This window comes from uncultured Tateyamaria sp. (assembly GCF_947504105.1).
In the GTDB taxonomy this organism is placed as follows: Bacteria; Pseudomonadota; Alphaproteobacteria; order Rhodobacterales; family Rhodobacteraceae; genus Tateyamaria.
Genome location: NZ_CANNGP010000049.1, coordinates 1 through 22,515, shown reverse-complemented (window position 1 = coordinate 22,515; position 22,515 = coordinate 1). Strand labels below are relative to the sequence as shown.

Here is a 22,515-nt window from a genome sequence, read left to right as displayed (position 1 = left end):
ATCGAACTCGCAAATGCATTGGTCAAAGCAGACAGGCTATGGATGCAAAACCGTACTTGAACAAGACGGATACTCATGCGTTGAACACCTCATCCACCGGCACCTGCATCGCAGTCACCAACCCGTTGGTCTGCATCGCCATGCCAATCAAACTCATCAACTCGCCATGCTGTGCAAGTGTCATGCCCTTGGCATTGGCCGCCGCGGTGTGGGAGTGGATGCAGTATTCACACCCGTTTGCCACGGACACAGCAATGTAGAGCATCTCCTTGACCAGCGGATCGAGCTCGCCCGGACCCATCACCTCTTTCAACCGGTCCCACGTGGTGGCCAGAAGCGCCGGATCATTCGCCAACGCCTGCCAGAAGTTATTGATGAAATCGGTCCCACGGGTTGCGCGGATGTCATCGAAGACGGCCAGCACCTCGGCGCTGGCCTCCTCGTCCGATATGAGCGGAAGGGTCGCCATCAGACCATCGCAAAGATGCGGGCCGGACCACCTGTGCCGCCGACATGGTTTGGCGCGCCCACAACAAGCGTCGCCCCGGCAGCGGGCACATTGTCCAAACCGGCCAGGTTCTCGATCCCGTAGCGGCCTGACGGCAACCACGCGTAGTGGGTGGCGAAATCAGGAGACGGCCCGTGGTCGAGTGACAGGGTGTCCACGGCCATGGCCACAGCCGTGGTTTCCTCGAGCAGCATTTGCGTGGCCTCGATATGGAAGCTGGGGAAGTGTTTGACGTCGTCAGCGTCGTTTCCAACATAGGCCGCCGCATCGCCGGACTTGGCCGCCCAGCCGGAATGCATGGCGATGCACGCCTTGTCCGGGATGTCGCCATTGGCCGCGATCCATGCCTTCAGATCATCGGGTGTTACCTGCGCATCCGCGTCCTCGGCCGCCTTGGCCGCGATATCGACAACACAGAGCGGGATGACCAGATCGCTCACCGGTATCTCATCCACCGAGTTGCCGTCTGCGGAAAAGTGCAGCGGCGCGTCGATATGGGTCGCCGTGTGTTCGTTGATCGCCAGGTTCATCAGGTTGAAGCCGTGTTCGGCAAAGTTGAATTGCTGCTCCATCGAGATGCCGGGCACGCCAAAGAAAGTGGGAAAGTCCGGGCTCAGCTTGTGGGACATATCGACCACGCCGCCGTGGCCCGCTGCCATGGCTGCGGGCGCTGCCGCCATGCCCACCGTCGCGGCTGCACCGACCGCCGCACTGGTCTTGAAAAAATCCCGGCGTGAGAGCATCCGCTCTTTCACCGCGTTCATCACACACACATCACACATCGTCTTTTCCTCCCTAAAGGTTTGCCCTGCTCAAAGGTCGCCCATAACCTGCTGGTTAAACCCGTATACCTTGCGCGCACCGCCGATCGGGATCAACTGTACGTCACGGGCCTGTCCCGGCTCGAACCGCACTGCGGTGCCTGCCGCGATATCCAGGCGCATACCGCGTGCGGCCTCGCGGTCAAACTCCAGCGCGCTGTTGGCCTCGCCAAAGTGGTAGTGGCTGCCGACCTGCACGGGACGGTCGCCTGTGTTCGCCACATGCAGCGAGATGGCCTGTGCACCGGTGTTCAGTTCGATATTCCCGTCTGCCGTGATGATTTCGCCGGGGATCATTTGCGCCTCCATGCCGCTAATGCCGCCCCGACGATCAGCGCGAGGCCCATGGCAACGATCCAGGGCTCCGATCCATGCGGGTGCGCGTGAGCGCCTGAGTGCGCCAAGGCCGGGGTGGCCATGGGCAGCAGGGCGGCGAGGGGGACAAGCGGAGTCTTCATGGATTTTCCTTCGGGGATTGTCAGCGGATGGGATTATGGACGGTGACTAGCTTGGTGCCATCGGGAAAGGTGGCTTCGACCTGCACGTCGTGGATCATCTCTGGCACGCCGTACATGCACTGGTCGCGGGAGATGACCTGTGCACCGGCCTCCATCATGTCGGCGACCGAGCGTCCGTCGCGTGCGCCTTCGACCACCGCGTCGGTGATCAGGGCGATGGCCTCGGGGTGGTTCAGTTTGACGCCGCGCGCCAGCCGCTTGCGCGCCACTTCGGCGGCCATGGAAATCAGCAGCTTGTCCTTTTCACGGGGGGTGAGTTGCATGGGGTTACAGTCTCCAGCAGATGGGCAGGTGACCACCGGTGAGGTGGTCCAGAATGGGCAGAAGCGTCTTGCGCAGGTGATAGCCCGAGGGGGCGAGCGTGCGCAGAACAAGGGTGTCGTCGGTCAGGAGGCTGGCCCCGCCGGTGTCGGGCAAAAAGGCACGGATGGGGGCCAGATGTGCTTCGGCGTCTGGTGCGATGTAGGTCAGGCTGACCATGGCCGTGGCCCCGCCGCCGATGGCGGCGCCCGACATCTGGGCGGTCATATCGCCCGACAGTGTCCACGCATCCAACACCAAAGGCGCACCGTCTTGGGTAATGGATATTCGATCCGAGAAATGGCCGCGCACCGTGTCTTCGCCCATGGCGATGCGACCGACGCACATCGGCTCAACGATCAAGGCACGGGCGGTTGGGGCAAGATTGCAGGACAGCCGCCGGGTCATCGCACAGCCGTCAAAGATCAGCGTTTCCTGCGGCAACCACCAAAGTGTTGCGTCGTCTTCGACGGTAAGGCGGGTCTCGACCCGCCCGACCTCGCCCGGTTGCGCGCGGTAGGCGCGTTCGCAGGCCTGCGTGGTCATCGTCAGATGCGTGCCCGCGCCGGCAGTGGCTGCGTAGTCAAATCTGTCCCCGCCCGTCACGCCACCTGACGTGTTCAATAGTACGGCTGTCAAACCGCGGGCGGCGCGCGGAAAGACGACCTTGGCCGCGCCTTTCTGGTACAGCCCGTCAATGACTGTTTGCCCTCCCACGGGCTTGGTCAACAGGCGCACGGACCCTATGGCGCGTGGTTGCGCGCAGGTTGTGGTGGCAGTCAGGGGCAGGTGGGCAGTCATTCGGTTTCGTGGTCGTTCATACCCTTCGATATGACCATTGCGAAACGTGTTCGGCCAGCCTCTGCCCCCGACCTGCGTTCTATTCCTGTGCGGATCGCCTATTTTTCGGGCAGTTTTCGCAACAGATAGGTATCCATGATCCAGCCATGGGCCGCGCGGGCCGTGGCACGGCGCTCCACAATGCGGTCCGAGGCATCGGCCAATCGCCCATGATCAAGGATCTGTTCCGGCATGCCCAAGTAGGCCCCCCACCAGATATCATAGGCGTCGCCGTCGAGGGTCTGGAAGGTGCAATCGCCATCCAGCATCACCACCAGTGTTTCGCACCCGTCAGGCCAGCCATGGTCGCGCAGACGCCGCCCGGTCGAGATCGTGACAGGCGCGTTCAGGGTGTTAAGCGGAATGGCATGAGCCGCTGTCAGGGCTTGTATCGACGTGATCCCGGCCACCACACGGACCTCCGGCATTGGGTCCAATCGGGCAGCGATGCGCAGGGTGCTGTCATAAAGCGAAGGGTCACCCCAGACCAGCAGCGCGACCTTCCGGGCGGCGGGATATTGCGCCATAGTGGCGGTCCAAAGCGCTGCAATCTCATCATGCCAAGCGTCGACGCGGGCGATGTAGGGTAGGCTGTCATCCCGAACAGGCATGTCAAAGAGGGCGATAGGCGCGTCATCGCGCAGATCGGCAATAATCTGTGTCCGCAGATCGGCCAGATCGGATTTGCCGTCCCCCTTGTGCGGAATTAAAAATAGATCGGCCTCGGCCATCACGCGCCTGGCCTCTCCCGTCAGGTGGTCGGGATTGCCGGTGCCGATGCCAATCAAGAAAAGCTGGGTCATGGTGTAAAAAAGGGCCGCGCGGTGGCGGCCCCTTCCTTATTCCTATGTTGCGGGATCAAGCCGCTTCGTACAACCGGTTGGTGAAGATGCCGCTGCCCCGCGCACTGCGCAGTGCCTTGGCCCCAGCCAAAACGGCCAGATCCGCAATCGGTTCAATCAGAATCACCAGCAGATACGCTCCGCCAAAGGCCAGTACAGACTGGATATTCTCGGCACCAACGCCCTGACCATAGATCGCCCAGAACGCGACCCAGGCCACGACTCCGCCTTGGTAAACGGCGGACATCTTCAGCACTTGGGTATAGTCGAGATCCACATAGGCCGTTGCTTGCGGAACGACCCGCTTGGCCAGCGCGTGCACCGCAAAGAGCGGGAACAGCAGGGTGGTCATGTTGACAAAGAACATGGGCATGTCGGACGGGGCAAAGAACGTGCCCTGCATCAGCAGGCCGAACACGAGACCGAAGGCCGCGGCGGCCGGGCCCAGCAGCAGGAACAGGGTCGTGCCAAGGATGAAGTGCACTTCGGAGACGCCAACCGGGAAATGCGGCAGCACTTCGAAGAACACGAACGTGCCAACGGTTGCCATCACGGCGCGCAAAATGAAGGACGGCACGCTGTGCTGTTTCAGGTCCTCGGCGGCCAGTTTGAATGAATAGCCCGCGGCAGCTGCTGCAGTGCCGTAGGCCAGCGCCATTTTCGCGCCATCCACGACGCCCGGTTCGATATGCATCTCTGTGTCTCCTCGCCACCACCCCGGCGGCATAATGGCCGGTGACCCGGCATGTTTCGTTTCGCGATGGCAGGTCTCCTGACTGCCGGGTCGCTGCGGGGCCGGACCTTCCCAACCCCATCTTGGGGCCAGTGGTTCATGCCGGGCCGCTCGCCGGTCACAGTTGCGGGGGCAGTCCGGGACTTTCACCCGGTTCCCTTTTCAGACCCCTTTCGGGGCCACCATCGTCAAGTCACGTTTACATTGATTTCCCAGCCGGACAAGTCCGGATGCGGCATTTGACGGCGCGGAAAGGGCGTTGCGCGCGCTCAGCCCTCTGCAAGCGCGCCGTAAAGGATCAGGGCGGGGGCATCACTGACACCCCGGCCCAGTTCCTCGGCCAATTGTGCAACAGTCGTACGGTGCAGCTTCTGCGCCTCCGTGGACACGCCTTCGGCCAGTAGCGCCGGTGTGTCGGCGGGCAGTCCAGCCTGAATGAGCATCCCGGCAAAGGCGGGAAAGGTCCGCTGCCCCATGAACACCACGGTCGTGGCCTGTCCATCGGCCAAAGCTGCCATGTTCAAGTCTTCGGGCAGTGCACCACGCACGTCATGCCCGGTGACAAATTGCACCCGCCGGGCGGTCAATCTGCGGGTCAGCGGAATGCCCGCTGCGGCTGCCGCTGCACAGGCCGAGGGGACCCCGGGGATGATCTCGAACGGGATATCTGCGGCCTTGAGTGCGTCAGTTTCCTCTTCCAACCGCCCAAAGGTGCCACCGTCACCCGATTTTAACCGCACGATCCGTTGACCTTCGGTCGCGTAGTCAACAAGCAGCTGGCTCACATGGTGCTGTTTTGGTGAGGGACGACCGGCCCGTTTGCCTACGCCCACAAGATCTGCACCGCTGCGGGCATGGCTGAGGATGGGCCCCGCGCTCAGGTCATCGAACAACACCGCATCCGCGCGCTTCAACCGGTCCACGGCCTTGAGCGTCAACAGCTCGGGGTCGCCGGGACCGGAGCCCACAAAGCTGACAAAACCGGTCATGCCGTTTCCCCGGTGATCAGGTGAAAGAACGTGCCGGTGACATGGCCACGCCGCGACCCGGTCTCAGGCACCGGGTTGCCGTCCGCGTCAGACACCTGAGCCAAGGGCTCATCGGGTTCGTCAAGGATCGTGGTGTAGTGAAACTCGTGCCCGCGCAGCGCTGCACCCGCAGCAAAGCCCGGCATGGGCGCATCCAAAACCGCGCGGCGGTAGCCCAAGTGGAACTTCCGCTTTTCAAAGCTGGTTTCAAGGCCAAACAGACCTGCCATCTCGTGCCGCGTGCCGTCCTTGTCGGTCAGACCGGCACCCAGAACCATATAACCACCACACTCACCGTGAACCGGCTTGGTCTTGGCGTGCTTGCACAATCCTGAAAGGAACGTGTGGGCCGCCGCCAAAGTGCCACCATGCAATTCGGGGTATCCGCCGGGCAACCAGACCAGATCGGCATCTGGCGCGGGTGCTTCATCGGCCAGCGGAGAGAAGGGCAGGATTTCGGCCCCCGCCGCGCGCCACCCTTCCAGCAGATGCGGGTAGGTAAAGGAAAACGCGGCATCGCGAGCCAATGCGATACGTTGGGCGGGTGGTGTTGGTAGCGGATGCGTATCAAGGGCCGGACCGGCTTGCGCCGCGGCCTTGATCGCATCAAGGTCCACGTTTTCGCGCAGGAAGTCGGCGTATCCCGCGATCGCTGCTTCAAGATCGGGATGCTCAACCGCTTGAATAAGTCCAAGGTGGCGCTCGGGCAGCTTCAGATCGCCGCGCCGGGGCAGACAGCCCAAAACCTTCACTCCTGCGCGTTCCATACCCAACCGGGTCAGCCGTTCGTGCCGGGGACTGGCGACCCGGTTCAGGATCACACCGGCAAAAGGCAGGTCTGGGTTGTAGCTTTTGAACCCCAGCGCTGTGGCCGCCGCCGATTGTGCCTGTCCGCCCACGTCGATGACCAGAATGACGGGCCAGCCCATGGCAAGTGCGGTTTCCGCACTGGACCCAAAGCCCGACTGACCGCGTGTGGCAACACCGTCGAACAGGCCCATGGAGCCTTCGGCCACGCAGATGTCAGCGCCCTGCGATTGCGCCGCGACGCCGCCCAGCAGGTTGCCGTCCATCGCCCATGTGTCGAAGTTGAACGAGGCGCGCCCAGCAGCGGCAAGATGGAATGCCGGGTCGATGTAGTCTGGCCCGCTCTTGTAGGGCTGCACGACCATGCCATCATCCCGCAGGGCCCGCAGCAGGCCCAGCATCACCGTCGTCTTGCCCGTGCCTGACGCGGGGGCTGAGATCATAAGGCCCTTAGTCATCGCCATGACTCCAGCTGGCCCATGGACTGTCCGCGCTTTGCGGGCGATAGCGGCGGTCGTAGTCCGTTGAATACAAACAGCTTTCGTCAAACCCCTCAGCCCCGATGGCATGGCCTACAAGGATCAGGGCAGTGCGGCTGATGCCGTCGTTCATGGCGTCTTTCAAGGTGGACAGCGTGGCATGGATGATCTGCTCGTCCGGCCAGCTTGCCCGGTAGACGACTGCGACGGGGCAGTCCGCGCCATACGCTGGCGTCAAGTCGGCAATGACTTGATCCAAATTCCCGATGCTCAGGTGAATGGCCAGCGTCGCGCCGGTCGCTGCGAAGTCTGTTAGCGTTTCGCCCTCGGGCATGGATGTGGCGCGTCCTGGTGTGCGGGTCAGCACAACGGATTGGGCGACGCCAGGCAGTGTCAGTTCCGCGCCCAATGCTGCCGCCGCCGCAGAGAAAGAGGGCACGCCGGGCGTCACTGTGAATGGGATGCCCGCTGCCTTGATCCGTCGCAATTGTTCACCCATAGCGGACCATACGGACAAGTCTCCTGAGTGCAGCCGCGCGATGTCATGACCTGCTGCATGGGCTGTCTCGATCTCAGTCATGATGGTGTCGAGGTCCATGGACGCCGTGTTCACGATCTTTGCGCCCTCGGGGCAGTGGTCAAGGATCGCCTCCGGCACCAGCGACCCGGCATAGAGGCACACCGGGCAGGACGCGATCAGGTCGCGTCCCCGCAGGGTCAGAAGGTCGGGGGCACCAGGGCCTGCGCCAACGAAATGTACGGTCATGTGTCTGGTCCTTGGGCTATGGCACAGGTGGCCATGCGATCTTGGGATATGGTGCGGGCGCTGATCAACCGCGCGTCGGGGCCTGCGGCGGCAAGGGCTGTCGCCTCGGCCACGCTCGGTGTGCCTTTTTCTGTGCTGCTGCGAACCGATTGGGTGTGCGTTGTCTGGCCTGCGGCCTGGTCTTGGGTGACTGCGATGACGGTCAGGTTCATAGATTTCGCAAATGCGGTCAGGCTGTCCGCCTTTTCTGCCAGAGTCGCCAGCGCATCGGGGGCATCCGCATGTTGTGCCAACGCGTCGGCAAAGCTGTCTGTGGTCGCCTGTGTGCTGAACCCGAACCCTGCAACAATCATCGGTCGAGGCTCCATTGCACAACGGGGTAGGCGGACGCCCAACCCCGTTTCGGGCCCAAAGGCGCGGCGTTGCCAAGCGCGATGCGCATCAGGTCGCCGCCGTGGATGGTCTGCGCCGCGCTCAGCAGGGCCTCGCCCTCGAGTGTCACGGCGTTGACGACTATGCGGGCTGGGTTGGCAACGGCGGCATCGAGCACGGGTTTGGACAGACCCCCACCAATGAAGATTGCGTGTGCTTCCTTCAGACCCGCGAGGGCGTCGGGTGCGGCGCCCTCAATCACTGTCAGCCGGTGATCAAGACCAAGGTCCAGTGCGTTCTGTGCAATCCGCGCGGCGCGATCGGCGCGTGGTTCTACCGTAGTGGCCGTGGTCGAGGGATGGGCCAACAACCACTCCAGCGCGATGGAACCCGAGCCGCCGCCGATGTCCCAAAGGTGCTCACCCGACTTCGGGGCCAGTGTGGACAAGGTGATGGCGCGGATGGGGCGTTTTGTCATCTGCCCGTCGCTTTGGAACGTGTCGTCCGCTTGACCTGTAGCGGCAGTCAGGGCAGGACCATCGCCGACCACGTCGACGGCGACGCAGACTGGGTGCTCGAATGTACCTTTGATCGCGTCGGCACGGTGTTGTGTAAGGCGGTCCTGTGACCCGCCCAAATGCTCCATCACATGCAGGGTGCTGTCACCGAACCCCTGCGCATTCAGGTAGCTGCCAAGCGCGGGAACTGCGTCGCCATCACGCAGGGTCACGATCAGGCGTACGTTTGGCGCTAGATGCGGGCGCATCCGTGCCATCGGTGCGGCGTGGAGGCCGAGGCAGACAGTGTGTTCCAACGCCCAGCCAAGTCTGGCTGCGGCCAACGAGAAGCAGGACGGGCCGGGCAGGGCGATCCACTCCGATGGGCCAAAGCTGCGCGCGATGACGGAGCCTGCGCCGAACCAGAATGGATCGCCGGAGGCCAGCACCACCACGCGCTGTCCTCGCAGGGATGCAAGGATGACGATGCCATCCGCGAAGGGCACGGGCCATGGGATGAGATCTGTCCCCGCGGGGACACTTGTGCTTAAGGGGTTCTTAACCACAAGATCGAGATGGCGTTGGGGGCCCATGATGACCTCCGCCTCAGTCAGTGCGGCTTGACTTGCGGCACCCAGACCGGCAACTCCGTCCTCGCCTATTCCGATGATCGTCAACCAAGGGTCAGACATGCGCGCCAACCTCTTGATCCTTGCCGGTACGACCGAGGCCACCGCCTTTGCCAACGCTGCCGCAAAAGCGGGGCTGGTCGGTACGGTCAGCTTTGCGGGTCGCGTCGAGAGGCCCAAGCGCCAACCTTTGCCCCAGCGCATCGGCGGATTTGGCGGGGTCGGCGGATTGGTTGCGCACATGCGTGACGAACAGATCACCCATGTGATTGACGCGACCCACCCCTTTGCCGCGCAGATGAGCCGGAATGCGGTGGAGGCTTGCGCCAAGGCCGACGTTCCGTTGATCGCACTGACCCGCAAGCCGTGGAGTGCGCAGGCCGGAGATGCCTGGACCCGTGTGCCTGACATTCCGGGTGCTGTGGCCGCCTTGGACCAACCCGCCGTGCGCGTCATGCTGGCCGTCGGTCGGATGCATCTGGCGGAGTTCGCGCCTAACCCGCAGCATTTCTATCTTCTGCGTCTGGTCGATCCGCCCAAAGACCCGCCGCCTTTTCCGGATCACCATGTGCTGGTGTCGCGCGGTCCGTTTACCGAGGCCGACGACCGGGCGTTGATGCAGGAACATCGCATTGATCTGGTTGTATCGAAGAATGCTGGCGGGACGGGCGCCTATGCCAAGATCGCTGGTGCCCGCGCGCTGGGCCTGCCGGTCATCATGATCGACCGACCTGCTGTGCCGGATCGGCAAGAGGCGCATTCCGTGGCGCAGGTGATGGACTGGTTGCGTCATTCGGGTGTCGATCTTGGCGTGTAGACGATTGGCGCACCGTCGCGTGTGATGATCCGGGTGCGGGACGAACCGACGATGACCATGGTGCGCATGTCCGCCATGTCGGGCGTGGTTTGGGACAGGGGCACGATTTTGATCTCTTCATCGGGGCGCGTCACGTTGCGGGCAAAAATCACCGGGCGGTCATCACCGCACGCCTCTTTCAGCACGTCGAGCGTGCGCACGAACCCTTCGGGCCGGGATTTGGAGCGGGGATTGTAGAAGGCCATGGCAAAGTCGCCCTCGGCAGCGAGGCGCAGGCGCTTTTCGATCAAGCTCCATGGTTTGAGATTGTCGGACAGGTTGATGGCACAGAAATCGTGGCCCAGAGGTGCGCCGCAGCGGGCGGAGGCCGCGAGCATGGCGGTGATCCCAGGGAGTACCGAGATGTCGAGATTGCGCCAGTGTTCGGGCCCGTCCTCGACCGCCTCAAAAACGGCGGCGGCCATGGCGAAAACGCCGGGATCACCGGACGAGACAACAACGACCTTGCGGCCTTCACTTGCCATATCCAAAGCGTGGCGTGAGCGGTCGATTTCCACACGGTTGTCGCTTGCGTGCAAGGTCAGGCCGGGGCGATCCGCGATGCGCGTGACATAAGGAATGTAACCGACGATGTCGGTAGCTTGAGCCAGCACATCCGTGACTTCGGGCGTGATCAGGGCGTCATCCCCCGGCCCAAGGCCCGCAATGCGCACCCAGCCGGTCATGGGCGGCGGCCCTGTCCGTGCACCACGATGATCGAGAAGTAAGGGGTCACTTTCCCCTCGGCCTCACACAGTTTTTGCACGTTTTGCTTGGGCATGGCGGCGTATTCGATCAGATAGGCGTCCTCAAATTTGCCTGCGCGGCGCAGAGCGCTGCGCACCTTGTCGATATTGCGCCCGATCTTCATCACCACCAGGGCATCGGCCTGTTCCATACCAGATACAAGAGTGTCTTCGTCCAGCGTACCCATCAACACCGTCAGGATATCATCGCCCCAGGTGATCGGTGCGCCTGTTGCCGTCCACGCGCCGGACATGCCGGTGATGGCGGGCACGACCTGCACCGGGACGTGGGGTTCGAGCCTTGTGTAGAGGTGCATGAAGGAGCCGTAGAAGAACGGGTCGCCTTCGCACAGAACGACTACGTCTTCGCCCTGTTCAGCAAGGGAGCGTAGGTGGTCCGTGCAGTCGGCGTAGAAGGCGCTGAGGATTTCGTTATAGCGCGGGTCGGTCAGTGGGATTTCCGTGGTGACCGGGTACTCCATGGGGAATTCGATAGCGTTGTCGGCCAGCATTCCGTCGACGATGCGCCGGGCCTGACCCGGACGGCCCGCCTTGCGAAAGAAGGCCACGTGTTGAGCGTTTCGCACCAGCCGGTCCGCGCGGACGCTGAGCAGGTCCTGCGCGCCAGGACCAAGGCCGACGCCGTGAACGGTTCCGGGGGCGGCGGCCATTATTCTTTCCGGCTCGCGATGGCATTAACGGCGGCGACGGTGATGGCACTGCCGCCCAGCCGTCCCTGCACGATGCAACAGGGAACGGGTTGATCGGCCCAGAGCGCGTCTTTGGATTCCACCGCGCCGACAAAGCCCACGGGGCAGCCAATGATGGCGGCGGGACGAGGGCAGTTGGGGTCTTCGAGCATGTTCAGCAGGTGGAAAAGGGCCGTGGGCGCGTTGCCGATGGCGACGATTGCGCCTGCGAGGTGGGGGCGCCAGAGTTCGAGTGCTGCGGCAGAGCGGGTGTTGCCCATCTCGGCGGCCAGTTCGCGGACGCCGTCATTGTGGAGCGTGCAGATCACTTCGTTGTTTGCGGGCAGGCGCGGGCGTGTGATCCCTTCGCTGACCATGCGGGCATCGCAGAGGATGGGCGCGCCGTTTTCCAGGGCGGTGCGGGCTGCGGGCACAAAACCCGGAGAGAAGCGGCAGTGCTGTTCCAGACCCACCATGCCAGCCGCGTGGATCATGCGGACGGCCACCTGTTCTTCGTCCTTGTCGAAGTAGGTGAGGTCAGCCTCGGCCCGGATCGTGGCGAAGGATTGCAGGTAGATGGCCGCGCCATCGGTTTCGTATTCGTAAGGCATGGGTCAGCTCGCGGGGGTCAGGATGTCGTCGCGCGTAAGCCCGCGCTGGCGGTGGGCATCCCATGGATGTCCGTTTTCCACAAGGTCATACGCGCCGTCACGGCCCACAAGCGTGGTGACAGCGGAGCGCGGGTGGGCGCAGCCTTTGGCGCAGCCCGAGACGTGCAGACCGGGTTTTGCCAGCGCGCGGGCGAGGCTGCGGGTGTCAACCGTGGCGGCAGCGCAGGCAGGTGCACCGGGGCAGGCGTGAACCTGCAGGAGCGGATCGTCGGCATCGATGACAAACCCGTGCGGTGCGCACGGCTGCGCGCTTTCTAGCAGGAACAGGCGCCACGGGGTCACACGCAGGGCCGTTGCATTGCTGTCCTTTATGAGAGACGTCAATGCGCTTGCATCAATGCTGCCGAATGGTGCGCCGTAGACGTGGGCCGCGTCGTTGGTTCCGGGAAAGAGGCGTGGTCCGGTCGATAAAGGCTCCTGTTCCGACCATGCATCTGGCAAGGTCGTGGCTTCGAGGTGCTTTCTCATGCGCCTGGCTGTTGGTCCGCCGGAGGCGACGAACCAGTTGGCGAGTTCGATGAGGGCGGCGGGTGCGGTGTCTTCGGTAATGCGTTTGCCTTTGGCCGAGCTATCCGCACGCAGGATGATATCTCCGATGGCGGCACGCTCGAACCGGAAGTCTGCCGAGGTGTCTGAGAGCAGAGGTGCGAGGCCGGTATCGATTGCAATGCCCATCTTGGCGGGCAAGACTGGCATGTCTGGCAATGCTTTGAGGATGGCATCGTGCAGGCAGTCGGTCAGGTCACCGTCTTGCCAAGTCGGGGTGACGATGATGTTGCGCCGGGCCTCGTCCTCGGCGGTTGCGTCGAGCAGGCCGAGATCAAAGAGGGCGCTCAGGACCTGTTCGTGACGGTTCTCCTGCACACCGCGCATCTGCAGGTTGGCGCGGCTGGTGAGGTCAATGATTCCGTTGCCCTGGCTTTGTGATAGGGCGCAGAGACCAAGCGCTTGTTCGCGGGTCAGCCGCCCCAGACGAGGGCGTATGCGCACGATCAGCCCATCGCCGGACATCATCGGGCGCCATGCGCCGGGGCACCAGCCTTTGACCGTCATTGTGCGGCCTCAAGCGACGCACGGATTGAGTTGCGGCGCGTGTGCCAGAGGCCTGCCGCATCCAGCGCGGCGAACTGGTCCTGCATGGCTTGGTATGCGCCGGGGTTGGCGTCTTGGAGAAAGGCGCTGACGTCGGGGTCACCCAAGGTCGCATCGTGGTACGCATCGAAAAGGTGCGGGCCGACAACGCCTGCGAGATGCGCAAAGGCGGCCAAGTGGTCGAGCGTTGCGGCGATCTCGGCCCCGCCTCGGAAGCCGTGGCGCATCATGCCGCGCAGCCACTGGGCCTGCGTCGCGCGGGCCTGAACGACGCGGGCGATTTCCTCGGGCAGGGTGCGGGCGCGGGGACGGTCGGGTTGGGTGCTGTCGAGGTGGTAGAGCGCGGCGTTGCCCCCGGTTACAGCTTGGGCGGCAGCGAAGCCTGCCTCATGCGCGGCGTAGTCGGAGGCGAGGAGAACGTCCGTCTCGGGCAGGTCCTGCAGGTGGACGAAGCTGTCGGCGGCGGCGACGCGGGCGCGGATACCGGCCTCATCCTTTTCAGTCTTCGTCCCGTCGAGGGCATAGGCGCTGGCGGCGAGCCAAGCCTGGCCTGCGGCAGTGTGAGCATCGTTAGTGAAGGTTTCGATATCGGCGCCCATGCCAAGGCCGAAACTGCCGGGGGCGGGGCCGTAGACGCGAGCCTCCGGAGTGGTCCCGGCATATGGATTCCAATCCGGGGCTTCATCGCGAGCTGACAGCGCTCGGATGGCTTGGGAGAAGAGGGCCGAGAGCGTGGGGAACACATCGCGAAACAGGCCCGAGACGCGCAATGTCACGTCGATGCGCGGGCGGTCGAGGTCGGTGATGGGCAGCACTTCGATGCCCGACACGCGTTCTGACCCTTGATCCCAGACCGGCTTCACGCCCAGAAGGTGCAGCGCCATGGCAAACTCCTCGCCCGCTGTGCGCATGGTGGCCGAGCCCCAGAGATCAATGATCAGACCACGCGGCCAGTCGCCTTCCTCTTGCAGATGGCGGCGCACGAGTTCCTCGGCCAGTTTCACCCCTTGGGCATAGGCCGCGCGGGTGGGGACCGAGCGCGGATCGGTGGTGTAGAGATTGCGGCCCGTAGGCAGCACATCCCGTCGCCCGCGATGGGGTGAGCCCGACGGGCCACCGGCAATGCGCTTGCCGTTCAGGGCGTCGATCAGGGCCATGCGTTCGGTATCAGCGTTCTGACCCCAGATGTGCAGCCCGTCGCCGAACTGGCTTTCCTTGATATCGCAGACGAAGCGGTCGATGCGGGTGATCGCCTCTGCCGAACAGCTGGCGCGGTCGAGGCCGAGGTCATTTTCGACGCCGATGGCCTGTGCCTCAGCGCGGATGTCTTCTTGCAGCCGGTCGCGCCGTTTGGGGTCGAGGCCGTCAGCGTTGGAGAATTCATCAAGTAATGACTCCAACCGCACGAACCGATCGGGTGTCGCGCTGTCCTTCATTGGCGGGGGCAGGTGACCAAGCGTGACCGCGCCGATGCGACGCTTGGCTTGGGCGGCTTCGCCCGGGTCGTTCACGATGAAGGGGTAAATGACGGGCAGGGTGCCGGTGAGGGCTTCGGGCCAGCATTCTTCTGATAGGGCGACGGATTTGCCGGGCAGCCATTCGAGCGTTCCATGGGCACCAATGTGGATCAACGCTTGCGTCTGTGTTTGAAGCCACAGGTAGAAGGCGACATAGGCGTGGCGCGGAACACGGGAGAGATCGTGATAGTCGTCATCCCGGGCTTCCGGTGCGCCGCGTTCGGGTTGCAGGGCCACCAGAACGTTCCCGCGTCGTGTCGCGGGGAAGTGGAACGCACTGTCAATGGTGTCAGCAGCGGGATCTCCCCAAGCAGCATGCAGATCGTCCTGCAAGCGTGTGGGGAGCTGCGTCAACGCGGCTTTGTAGGTGTCAAGCGACCAGCGGATCGTTTCGGTTTCAAGCGCGGACGCAACGGGGGTGGGATCGGCGTCGTGACCAGCGGCCTTGAGGTCTGACAGGATCGCTTCGGCTGAGGCGAGCGCATCCAGACCCACGGCATGAGCCATATTCCAATCCTTGCCCGGATAAGTGCTGAGCACCAGTGCGAGGGTGCGTTCTGCGGCAGGGGTGGTGGCGAGGTCCGTCCATGCTTTCACCCGATCCGCGACCATGTCGATGCGCCGGGCGTCGGCCTTGTGTGCATAGCGGGCGAATTGCAGGGCCTCGTCGCGTGGTTGCGGCTCCTTGAAGGAGGCGACCCCGGCAAACAGGCGGCCGTCTACTTCGGGCAGAACCACGTGCATGGCAAGGTCGGTGGGGGAAAGGCCACGCTCTGCCTCGTCCCATGCGTCACGGGTCGAGGTGGCGAGGGCGATCTGGAAGACGGGTACGTCGCCTGCGTCGAGCGGTGAGGTGCCGGTGCTGCCGATGCCGGAGAACGCTGTCGCATTTATGATGGCGGCAGGGGACAGATGCGCGATCTGGCGGGCCATCCATGCGGCGGCTTCGGGAGCCTTCAGGGATGGGGCGAAAAGGCCCAGAACACGGAAGCCGCGGGCGCGCAGGGCGGCGAATGTCGCCTCGATCGGGGACAGGTCTGCAGCGGCAAGATAGGCGCGGTAGAAGGTGACGATGACCAGCGGTTTGTGGTCTGCGGCGAGGATCAATGGACAGGCAACGCCGTCTTCGGGTGTCCATGCACCGACTGCGGGCAGTGCCTTGGCGCCTTTGACCGGACCAGCATAGAGGCCGGAGGCGAGGGCCATTTGAGCGAGGGCCGCTTGCGCCGCGACTGCTCCGCCAGTGTCACAGAGATGTGCGAGCCGGCGGAGAGTTGAGACCGGGAGTGTAGAGATTTCATCGAGCCGCGGATCAGGTCGTCCATCGGCAGGCAGCACGGCCAGCGCAATGCCCTTGGCGCGGCAGAAGGCCTCGACCTGTTGAAGCCCGTACGCCCAATACGGCACACCGCCGATCAGCCGGATCAGGATGCCCTTGGCCCCTTCAAGCGTTTGCTCGACATAGGTGTCGACAGACAGCGGGTGTTTCAGGCCGACGAGATTTGCCAGCCGCACGGTCGGCAACTTCCCGTCCGCACGATGGTACGCCGCCGCAAAGGCACCAAGGTCGCTGTCAGAGAACGACAGCACCACCAGATCCGCGGGCGTCTGCCCCAGATCGGTGGGTGTCTCGGTCTCTTCGAGCCCGTGGCTTTCGCGGAAGACGACATGCATGGCTGGGGCCTTGGGGCGGTTTCGTTACTCGGCGGCTTCGGTGACTTGGACCAGGGCGGCGCGAATGGCTGCTTCGTTCACGTCGTCATGTTCGGCAATCACGACCAAACGGCCCTGCCGCGCCTCGTCCGGCCCCCACGGGCGGTCGAACTGGTGGCGAACACGGGCACCGACGGCCTGGACTAGTAGGCGCATGGGCTTGCCAGCGACGGCGGCGTAGCCTTTGACCCGCAGGATGTTCTGCGTCTTGGCCATGGCTTCGATCCGGACGACGAGCTCTGCCGGATCGCTGACTTCGGGGATATCGATGATGACGCTCTCAAAGTCGTCATGTTCGTGGTCGTCATGCCCGTCGTGGTGGGACGGGCGCGCGTCCATGTCGTCTTCCGCTGCGGCCTCAAGCCCAAGGATCACGCGGGGATCGACTGCTCCTTCGGCCACTTCGACAACAGGCAGGGCGCGCGGGGCTTCGGCCTCGATCACCGCCTTGGCCTTGGCGATGCCTTCGGGGCCCGCAAGGTCGGGTTTGGTCAGCAGGATGATGTCGGCGCAACTGATCTGATCTTCGAAAACTTCCGAGAGCGGTGTTTCGTGATCTAGGCTGTCATCGGCTTCGCGCTGGGCATCCACGGCATCCACGTCTGGGGCAAAGCGGCCTGCGGCGACGGCTTCGGCATCGGCCAAAGCGATCACACCGTCCACCGTGATGCGGCTGCGGATATCGGGCCAGTCGAACGCCTTGAGCAGCGGTTTGGGCAGGGCAAGGCCGGAGGTTTCGATCAGGATGTGTTCGGGCTGCGGGTCGAGCGCCATGAGCGCTTCGATTGTCGGGATGAAGTCGTCGGCCACGGTGCAGCAGATGCAGCCGTTTGCCAGTTCCATGATGTTTTCGGCGGGGCAATCTGGGATGGCACAGCTTTTGAGGATGTCACCATCGACACCCACGTCGCCGAACTCGTTGACGATCACGGCAAGGCGCTTGCCTTGGGGGTTCTGCATCAGGTGACGCACAAGGGTCGTCTTGCCGGAGCCGAGAAAGCCGGTGATGACGGTGACGGGGACTTTGTTCAGGTTTGCCATATCAGAACTCCTGCGGGGGGATGCGGGCGATGCAGTTTTTGCGGAAATGTTCGGGGCGTTCGCGCCACGGCACGATGCCATCGGAGGTGGCGGCATATTTGCCGATGCCTTCAACCACCATGTCGGCGTCGCGGTCTTCCATCAGGTTGCCGTAGACATAGGTCCAGCGCTGCGCGCCACCACGCACGGCGACCGAACAGCCGGAGGAGCAGTTGGACAGGCATTCAACGGCCTTCAGGGTCACGCCTTCGGGCATGGTGCGATTGGCAAGCTCGGCATGTAGCGCTTCGCCAGGGCGGGTGCCGTCCTCAGGCACCTCCAACTCGCGGCGGCATTTCACGCAGACCAAGAGTTCCACGGGGGGCAAATCGGCCATGTTCTTTCCCTGTCAGGGGACAGCATGGCAGATGGCGGGCGGCGAGGGGGCCGTTGGTTCCCGACACCCGGCACACCCCGTCCGGTTTCGTCTTCTCTCGCTGGCAGGTCTCCCGGCTTGCGGATTTCGAGGCGCCTCTCCATTGAGAGCGGGCCTCATCGGCCACCCTGCCTTCCCGGCGCTTGGCCAGTGGCGTGGGGGGACCTCTCCGGTCACGGTCGCGGGGGCGGCTGCGTTTGCGAGATTTTTCTGCGAAAATCTTGCGCGGCATTCCCTTTTCACCCGGAGCGGACCCCGAGCACCAACTCGACCGTAGTGCGCGGGCGGCGATACAGAGTCAAGCGGGAACGCGGCAGTGACTTCACGGTACATCCGCTGTTTCGATCGTACATGGACGCCCCATGGCACAGAAAAGTACTGTCATGCACCTCGACAGGATCCTGTGTATCGAAGCAGAGTAAGAATGCTATTGGCTCTGCAAGGCAGCACTGTCATCAAAACGCCCGACAGGCGCATGGTTTTTCAGCTTTGAAGAATATGAGGTCTTCGGGCTGCTAAGCCTGTTGGGATCGGGTAACCTGAAGACGCCGAACACAATAACAGCAAGTTGTCATGTCACGTCCTGATCCCACTTTGACGCCCGCGCCCAAGGTAAAGCTATCTAGACTACGCGATATTGGTTGGTCGAAGTGGGACCCGATAGGACTGCTTGGAGCCGATCAGAAGTGGGAGGACAAGGACTGCATACCGTTTGCAGACGAGTATGACAGGTACTTGCTTCAGGCTGCGAGCCAGCTTCGTAGAGGCATATCTGATCAGATTGTTGTCAGCTATCTCGTCGACATCGAGGCGAACTACATGAGATTGGGAGCCTCTCGGGGCGCACTGAATCGCGCGCAAGCGGTCGTTGAGGCTATTCAGGCCGATGAAGAGCTTTGGACATATCCTGACTGACCTCTACTGCTTCGACCGTCACTTCAGCGGCTGGCTCAGCACGCTTCCTCTCATGATACGATTCTATCTTCTAAGGTTCTTCGAATGGACGTGTCGCGTTTTCTCATTATCGGACACCACGCTGACCGGTTTGATCTTTGGTTGAGCGGTAACCTTCTCTTGTTCTTGCTGGATGTGTGCGAAGAAGGTGCTCAGACGTTCGTTCCCGATTATCACCACAGGGGTGATACGCTTCTGATGCAGGTCGAAGATGCCGTGGGGCAGGGCGACATCTTAGGCGCCAGCGTGTGAGGCATGCCAGTTCACGGGTGAAACTCGTGATGATTTCTGACTCTTACGGGATCGCTTGACCTGATCCGCACAAACGCCTCTGGTCGCGCCGGTCAAATAGTGGCACCACTTGGCCAACCAACACCGGAGGACGCCATGGACGACATCACCGAACGCCACAACGCCAAGATGAAAAAGATCAAGGCGGCCCGCGACAAGATGATGGAGACCAAGACCGAGGAAAAGGGCCTGATCATGGTCCATACCGGACCGGGCAAGGGCAAATCCTCGTCTGGGTTCGGGATGATCATGCGCTGTATTTCACACGGCATGCCGTGTGCGGTGGTTCAATTTATCAAGGGCAATTGGGACACGGGGGAAAAGACGTTCCTGCGGGATCGGTTCGCGGATGAGTGCCGGTTCTTTGTATCCGGAGAAGGGTTCACATGGGAAACCCAGGACCGCGAGCGGGACATCGCGGCGGCACAGAACGGCTGGAAGATTGCCAAGGAGCAAATCCTTGATCCCGAGATCCAGTTTGTCTTGCTGGACGAGATCAACATCGCGCTGCGCTACGATTATCTGGATATCGACGAGGTTGTGGACTTCCTGATGACGGAAAAGCCCGAGATGACGCATGTGGTGCTGACAGGCCGGAACGCGAAGCCCGAGTTGATCGAGGCCGCAGACCTCGTGACCGAGATGGCGCTGGTGAAGCACCCATTCAAAGATCTGGGCGTGAAGGCGCAGAAGGGCGTGGAGTTTTAATGTGATCGTTGGCCATTTGGCCGCTGGCTATCTCGCTGCGCGGGCATTTGCTGCCTTGGGTGCGACCGCCGTTTTTTCGGGGGTTATCGTTGGTAGTGTGATTCCGGACGTGGATATCCTGTGGTTTTTCCTCGTCGATGGTCAGCAGACACATCACCACGACTATCTGACACATAGACCCTTGGTCTGGGCGGTTGTGCTTCTGATCGGTGTCACTATCCGGCGAAGCGTTGTTGTAGGCCTTGGATTGGGTGCGCTGCTACATCTTGCTCTTGATAGCATCGCTGGCAAAGTCGCATGGGCTTGGCCAGTTTTGGATGAAGCCACGCCGCTTGTCATTGTGCCTGCCACCCAAGCGCATTGGGTGTTGTCATTCCTACTGCATTGGACCTTTGCGGTCGAAATCGCACTCTGCATTGCTGCGCTGCTGCTCTTCGCAAGTGCGCGCCGAACATGAATAGATGGCTGAAGCCCTCAGCCGCTTGTCAGCAATCCCAGGCTTTGTAGATCAATTGCCCAAGCTGCTGCTGGCACAGCGATTGCCAGCCCCATCAGGATCATTGTTTTGCGCGCTCGCGCCTTGGCCGCGCGTTTGCGGCGTTCGGGTGTGTTTGTGAAATCCAACATGATCTTTCCGTTTCGTTTGTGTGGTGTCATGTAAGTGATCGTCGCATCAGCTTGCGTGACGAATCTGGCATTTCTGCGATGTCAGGATGGAGGTATCATGGCGAAAGCCCTCATGTTTCAAGGCACTGGCTCGAATGTCGGCAAGTCGATGCTGGTGTCGGGCATGTGCCGCGCGGCAAAGCGCCGAGGCCTGTCCGTCGCCCCTTTCAAGCCGCAAAACATGTCGAACAATGCCGCCGTGACGACCGATGGGGGCGAGATTGGGCGCGCCCAGGCGCTGCAAGCCATGGCCTGCGGCTTGGAACCGCATACCGACATGAACCCGGTGCTTCTGAAGCCTGAGACGGATGTGGGCAGCCAGGTCGTGGTGCAGGGCAAGCGCCTGACCACCGTACAGGCCCGCGAATACGCGGCATTGAAGCCGCAGCTTATGGCGCATGTTCTAGACAGCTTTTGTCGGTTGAAGCAGGAACACGATCTAGTGCTCGTCGAAGGGGCAGGCAGCCCGGCCGAGGTGAACCTGCGCCGGGGCGATATCGCCAATATGGGCTTTGCCCGCGCCGCCGACTGCCCGGTGATCCTGGTCGGTGACATCGACCGTGGCGGGGTGATTGCGCAGGTTGTGGGAACACAGGCCGTGATCGATCCGGAAGACGCAGCACTGATCCAAGGCTTTCTGATCAATCGCTTTCGCGGTGATCCGCGCCTGTTTGACGATGGTTATGCCCTGATTGAAAAACACACAGGGTGGCGTGGCTTTGGCGTGGTGCCTTGGTTTTCGGATGCCTGGAAACTGCCAGCAGAGGATGCGTTGGATATCGCGACACCACGTCGTCCTGACGGCCTACATGTCGTGTGCCTCAAGCTGTCGCGTATCGCGAATTTCGATGATCTTGACCCGTTGGCACAAGAGCCGGGGGTGCGGTTGACCATGCTGCATGCGGGCCAACCACTGCCCGCAGACACGGATGTGGTCATCATTCCAGGTAGCAAATCCACCCGAGGCGACCTGCAATTTCTCAAGGCACAAGGATGGGACGAAGACATCCGGGCGCATGTGCGGCGCGGCGGGGCTGTCTTGGGGATTTGCGGCGGGTTCCAGATGCTTGGACGGGTGGTGGACGACCCTGAGGGCATTGAAGGGCCAGCAGGTGTCACGGATGGGATTGGACTGCTGGATGTCCAGACCACGATGACCGATGACAAGCGGTTGACCACCGTCGAGGCGGTTCATATTCCAACAGGGCAAGCCTTTTACGGATACGAAATCCACATTGGATGCAGCGAAGGACCTGACCGCGCGCGCGCCTTCGCGCAGGTTGCGGGTCAGGACGAAGGCGCGATCAGTGCGGATGGACGGATTGCGGGCAGTTATCTGCACGGTATGTTCCGCGACGATGGCTTTCGGAGGGCTTGGCTTGCGGAGTTTGGTGTGAACCACGGCAACGCGTCCTATGCTGACACCGTGGAGGTCACGCTCGATGCATTGGCGGACCATCTCGAAACCCATCTCGACATCGACGCGCTTTTGGCTTGCGCACGATAGGGCGGGGGCACAGAGTTCGCACATGCCTCATATCGTGATCGACTATTCCGCCAATCTCGAAGATCAGTTGGACATGCACGGCCTTTGCGTTGCGCTCAAGGACGCAGCGGCGGCTACCGGTGTGTTTCCCGCGGCAGGCATTCGGGTGCGCGCACATGCTGCGCACCACAGCGTGATCGCGGATGGTGATCCAAAACACAGTTTCGTCGACATTGTGATCCGGTTGGCCGCGGGGCGGGCCGAAGACCAGAAAACTCTGGCAACGGATGCCGTCTTTGACACAGCCAAGACCTTCACCGCAGACCACATTGCGCATCACCCTTTCATGCTGTCCCTCGAACTTCGAGAGATCGATCCAAACCACAGCCGCAAAACCAGCTCGATCCGCAACTACCTGCCGCCGGACATGCACTGAAAGATTCTTCTGGCTGGAAATATCTACCGTGGACGTTCGGTCAACATCTGAGAGCAACGGTAGCAAGGGCATTGAGCGTGGAGAACTCAAATTT

28 protein-coding genes and 2 riboswitches are annotated in these 22,515 nt (G+C 62.4%); of the genes, 7 read left to right on the top strand and 21 right to left on the bottom strand.

Annotated features, from left to right (window positions below):
* Nucleotides 1-73: 73 nt before the first annotated feature.
* The 13 genes from Q1A75_RS20405 to cbiE form a co-directional block, all read right to left on the bottom strand.
* Nucleotides 74-469: a carboxymuconolactone decarboxylase family protein gene (locus Q1A75_RS20405; RefSeq protein WP_299550147.1), complete on the bottom strand. Its 396-nt coding sequence runs from the start codon at nt 467-469 to the stop codon at nt 74-76.
* The gene (locus Q1A75_RS20400; RefSeq protein WP_299550149.1) at nt 469-1,290 is read right to left on the bottom strand and encodes a cyclase family protein; all 822 of its coding nucleotides are present in this window, start codon (nt 1,288-1,290) and stop codon (nt 469-471) included. Before Q1A75_RS20400 ends, Q1A75_RS20405 begins: the two co-directional genes overlap by 1 nt.
* A gap of 30 nt (nt 1,291-1,320) precedes the next feature.
* A complete protein-coding gene (locus Q1A75_RS20395) occupies nt 1,321-1,626 on the bottom strand; it encodes an urease subunit beta (protein WP_299550152.1) in 306 nt (101 codons plus the stop codon).
* Nucleotides 1,623-1,787, bottom strand: a complete 165-nt coding sequence (locus tag Q1A75_RS20390; RefSeq protein ID WP_299550155.1) for an LPXTG cell wall anchor domain-containing protein — start codon at nt 1,785-1,787, stop codon at nt 1,623-1,625. Before Q1A75_RS20390 ends, Q1A75_RS20395 begins: the two co-directional genes overlap by 4 nt.
* Before the next feature lie 20 nt (nt 1,788-1,807).
* Nucleotides 1,808-2,110: an urease subunit gamma gene (locus tag Q1A75_RS20385; protein ID WP_299550158.1), complete on the bottom strand. Its 303-nt coding sequence runs from the start codon at nt 2,108-2,110 to the stop codon at nt 1,808-1,810.
* A gap of 4 nt (nt 2,111-2,114) precedes the next feature.
* Nucleotides 2,115-2,948 (bottom strand): urease accessory protein UreD, encoded by an 834-nt coding sequence (locus Q1A75_RS20380; protein WP_299550161.1) that lies wholly within the window; start codon nt 2,946-2,948, stop codon nt 2,115-2,117.
* A 98-nt stretch (nt 2,949-3,046) separates the two neighbouring features.
* Nucleotides 3,047-3,790, bottom strand: coding sequence for a precorrin-6A synthase (deacetylating) (cobF, locus tag Q1A75_RS20375; RefSeq protein ID WP_299550163.1), 744 nt, complete (start codon nt 3,788-3,790; stop codon nt 3,047-3,049).
* Between the two features lie 55 nt (nt 3,791-3,845).
* Complete coding sequence (locus tag Q1A75_RS20370; RefSeq protein ID WP_299550165.1) at nt 3,846-4,523, bottom strand: energy-coupling factor ABC transporter permease; 678 nt, start codon at nt 4,521-4,523, stop codon at nt 3,846-3,848.
* Nucleotides 4,524-4,573: 50 nt separating this feature from the next.
* Nucleotides 4,574-4,764, bottom strand: a riboswitch (cobalamin riboswitch).
* Between the two features lie 67 nt (nt 4,765-4,831).
* Entirely contained in the window at nt 4,832-5,551 is a 720-nt protein-coding gene (gene cobA, locus Q1A75_RS20365; protein WP_299550167.1) for a uroporphyrinogen-III C-methyltransferase, read from the bottom strand.
* The gene (locus tag Q1A75_RS20360) at nt 5,548-6,855 is read right to left on the bottom strand and encodes a cobyrinate a,c-diamide synthase (RefSeq protein ID WP_299550169.1); all 1,308 of its coding nucleotides are present in this window, start codon (nt 6,853-6,855) and stop codon (nt 5,548-5,550) included. Before Q1A75_RS20360 ends, cobA begins: the two co-directional genes overlap by 4 nt.
* Nucleotides 6,848-7,642 (bottom strand): precorrin-4 C(11)-methyltransferase, encoded by a 795-nt coding sequence (gene cobM, locus Q1A75_RS20355; RefSeq protein ID WP_299550171.1) that lies wholly within the window; start codon nt 7,640-7,642, stop codon nt 6,848-6,850. The genes Q1A75_RS20360 and cobM overlap by 8 nt, the downstream gene beginning before the upstream one ends.
* The gene (locus Q1A75_RS20350) at nt 7,639-7,995 is read right to left on the bottom strand and encodes a cobalamin biosynthesis protein (RefSeq protein WP_299550173.1); all 357 of its coding nucleotides are present in this window, start codon (nt 7,993-7,995) and stop codon (nt 7,639-7,641) included. Before Q1A75_RS20350 ends, cobM begins: the two co-directional genes overlap by 4 nt.
* Nucleotides 7,992-9,203, bottom strand: coding sequence for a precorrin-6y C5,15-methyltransferase (decarboxylating) subunit CbiE (gene cbiE / locus Q1A75_RS20345; RefSeq protein ID WP_299550175.1), 1,212 nt, complete (start codon nt 9,201-9,203; stop codon nt 7,992-7,994). The genes Q1A75_RS20350 and cbiE overlap by 4 nt, the downstream gene beginning before the upstream one ends.
* Here cbiE and Q1A75_RS20340 point away from each other — a divergent pair.
* Nucleotides 9,202-9,957 carry a cobalt-precorrin-6A reductase gene (locus Q1A75_RS20340; protein ID WP_299550177.1) on the top strand — a complete coding sequence of 252 codons (756 nt, stop codon included), beginning with the start codon at nt 9,202-9,204 and terminating at the stop codon, nt 9,955-9,957. The genes cbiE and Q1A75_RS20340 overlap by 2 nt on opposite strands.
* On the opposite strand, the gene cobJ is transcribed toward Q1A75_RS20340, so the two are convergent.
* From cobJ to Q1A75_RS20305, 7 genes are read right to left on the bottom strand one after another with little or no spacing between them, the layout of a single operon-like run.
* Entirely contained in the window at nt 9,930-10,682 is a 753-nt protein-coding gene (cobJ, locus tag Q1A75_RS20335) for a precorrin-3B C(17)-methyltransferase (RefSeq protein WP_299550179.1), read from the bottom strand. The two genes, Q1A75_RS20340 and cobJ, sit on opposite strands and share 28 nt — an antisense overlap.
* A complete protein-coding gene (gene cobI / locus Q1A75_RS20330) occupies nt 10,679-11,413 on the bottom strand; it encodes a precorrin-2 C(20)-methyltransferase (protein WP_299550181.1) in 735 nt (244 codons plus the stop codon). The genes cobJ and cobI overlap by 4 nt, the downstream gene beginning before the upstream one ends.
* On the bottom strand, nt 11,413-12,042 hold the full coding sequence (locus Q1A75_RS20325) for a precorrin-8X methylmutase (RefSeq protein WP_299550183.1): 630 nt from the start codon (nt 12,040-12,042) through the stop codon (nt 11,413-11,415). Before Q1A75_RS20325 ends, cobI begins: the two co-directional genes overlap by 1 nt.
* Before the next feature lie 3 nt (nt 12,043-12,045).
* Nucleotides 12,046-13,155 carry a cobalamin biosynthesis protein CobG gene (locus Q1A75_RS20320; RefSeq protein WP_299550185.1) on the bottom strand — a complete coding sequence of 370 codons (1,110 nt, stop codon included), beginning with the start codon at nt 13,153-13,155 and terminating at the stop codon, nt 12,046-12,048.
* Nucleotides 13,152-16,385, bottom strand: a complete 3,234-nt coding sequence (cobN, locus tag Q1A75_RS20315; RefSeq protein WP_299550187.1) for a cobaltochelatase subunit CobN — start codon at nt 16,383-16,385, stop codon at nt 13,152-13,154. Before cobN ends, Q1A75_RS20320 begins: the two co-directional genes overlap by 4 nt.
* Before the next feature lie 24 nt (nt 16,386-16,409).
* Entirely contained in the window at nt 16,410-17,465 is a 1,056-nt protein-coding gene (gene cobW / locus Q1A75_RS20310; RefSeq protein WP_299550189.1) for a cobalamin biosynthesis protein CobW, read from the bottom strand.
* 1 nt (nt 17,466) lies between these two features.
* Nucleotides 17,467-17,841, bottom strand: a complete 375-nt coding sequence (locus Q1A75_RS20305) for a DUF1636 domain-containing protein (protein ID WP_299207462.1) — start codon at nt 17,839-17,841, stop codon at nt 17,467-17,469.
* A gap of 84 nt (nt 17,842-17,925) precedes the next feature.
* Nucleotides 17,926-18,162, bottom strand: a riboswitch (cobalamin riboswitch).
* Between the two features lie 291 nt (nt 18,163-18,453).
* On the opposite strand from Q1A75_RS20305, the gene Q1A75_RS20300 reads away from it, so the two are divergent.
* The 4 genes from Q1A75_RS20300 to Q1A75_RS20285 all read left to right on the top strand — a co-directional run bounded on the left by Q1A75_RS20300 (nt 18,454) and on the right by Q1A75_RS20285 (nt 20,290).
* Entirely contained in the window at nt 18,454-18,795 is a 342-nt protein-coding gene (locus Q1A75_RS20300; RefSeq protein WP_299550191.1) for a hypothetical protein, read from the top strand.
* Between the two features lie 84 nt (nt 18,796-18,879).
* Nucleotides 18,880-19,086, top strand: a complete 207-nt coding sequence (locus Q1A75_RS20295; RefSeq protein ID WP_299550193.1) for a hypothetical protein — start codon at nt 18,880-18,882, stop codon at nt 19,084-19,086.
* A 135-nt stretch (nt 19,087-19,221) separates the two neighbouring features.
* Nucleotides 19,222-19,833, top strand: a complete 612-nt coding sequence (gene cobO, locus Q1A75_RS20290; protein ID WP_299550195.1) for a cob(I)yrinic acid a,c-diamide adenosyltransferase — start codon at nt 19,222-19,224, stop codon at nt 19,831-19,833.
* A 1-nt stretch (nt 19,834) separates the two neighbouring features.
* A complete protein-coding gene (locus tag Q1A75_RS20285; RefSeq protein ID WP_299550197.1) occupies nt 19,835-20,290 on the top strand; it encodes a metal-dependent hydrolase in 456 nt (151 codons plus the stop codon).
* A gap of 17 nt (nt 20,291-20,307) precedes the next feature.
* Here Q1A75_RS20285 and Q1A75_RS20280 read toward each other — a convergent pair whose 3' ends face one another.
* On the bottom strand, nt 20,308-20,460 hold the full coding sequence (locus Q1A75_RS20280; RefSeq protein ID WP_299550199.1) for a hypothetical protein: 153 nt from the start codon (nt 20,458-20,460) through the stop codon (nt 20,308-20,310).
* Nucleotides 20,461-20,557: 97 nt separating this feature from the next.
* Between Q1A75_RS20280 and Q1A75_RS20275 the strand changes: the two genes are divergently transcribed.
* Together Q1A75_RS20275 and Q1A75_RS20270 are read left to right on the top strand one after the other, a co-directional pair.
* On the top strand, nt 20,558-22,006 hold the full coding sequence (locus Q1A75_RS20275) for a cobyric acid synthase (RefSeq protein WP_299550201.1): 1,449 nt from the start codon (nt 20,558-20,560) through the stop codon (nt 22,004-22,006).
* A gap of 22 nt (nt 22,007-22,028) precedes the next feature.
* Nucleotides 22,029-22,421 (top strand): 5-carboxymethyl-2-hydroxymuconate isomerase, encoded by a 393-nt coding sequence (locus tag Q1A75_RS20270; protein ID WP_299550202.1) that lies wholly within the window; start codon nt 22,029-22,031, stop codon nt 22,419-22,421.
* Nucleotides 22,422-22,515 lie beyond the last annotated feature (94 nt).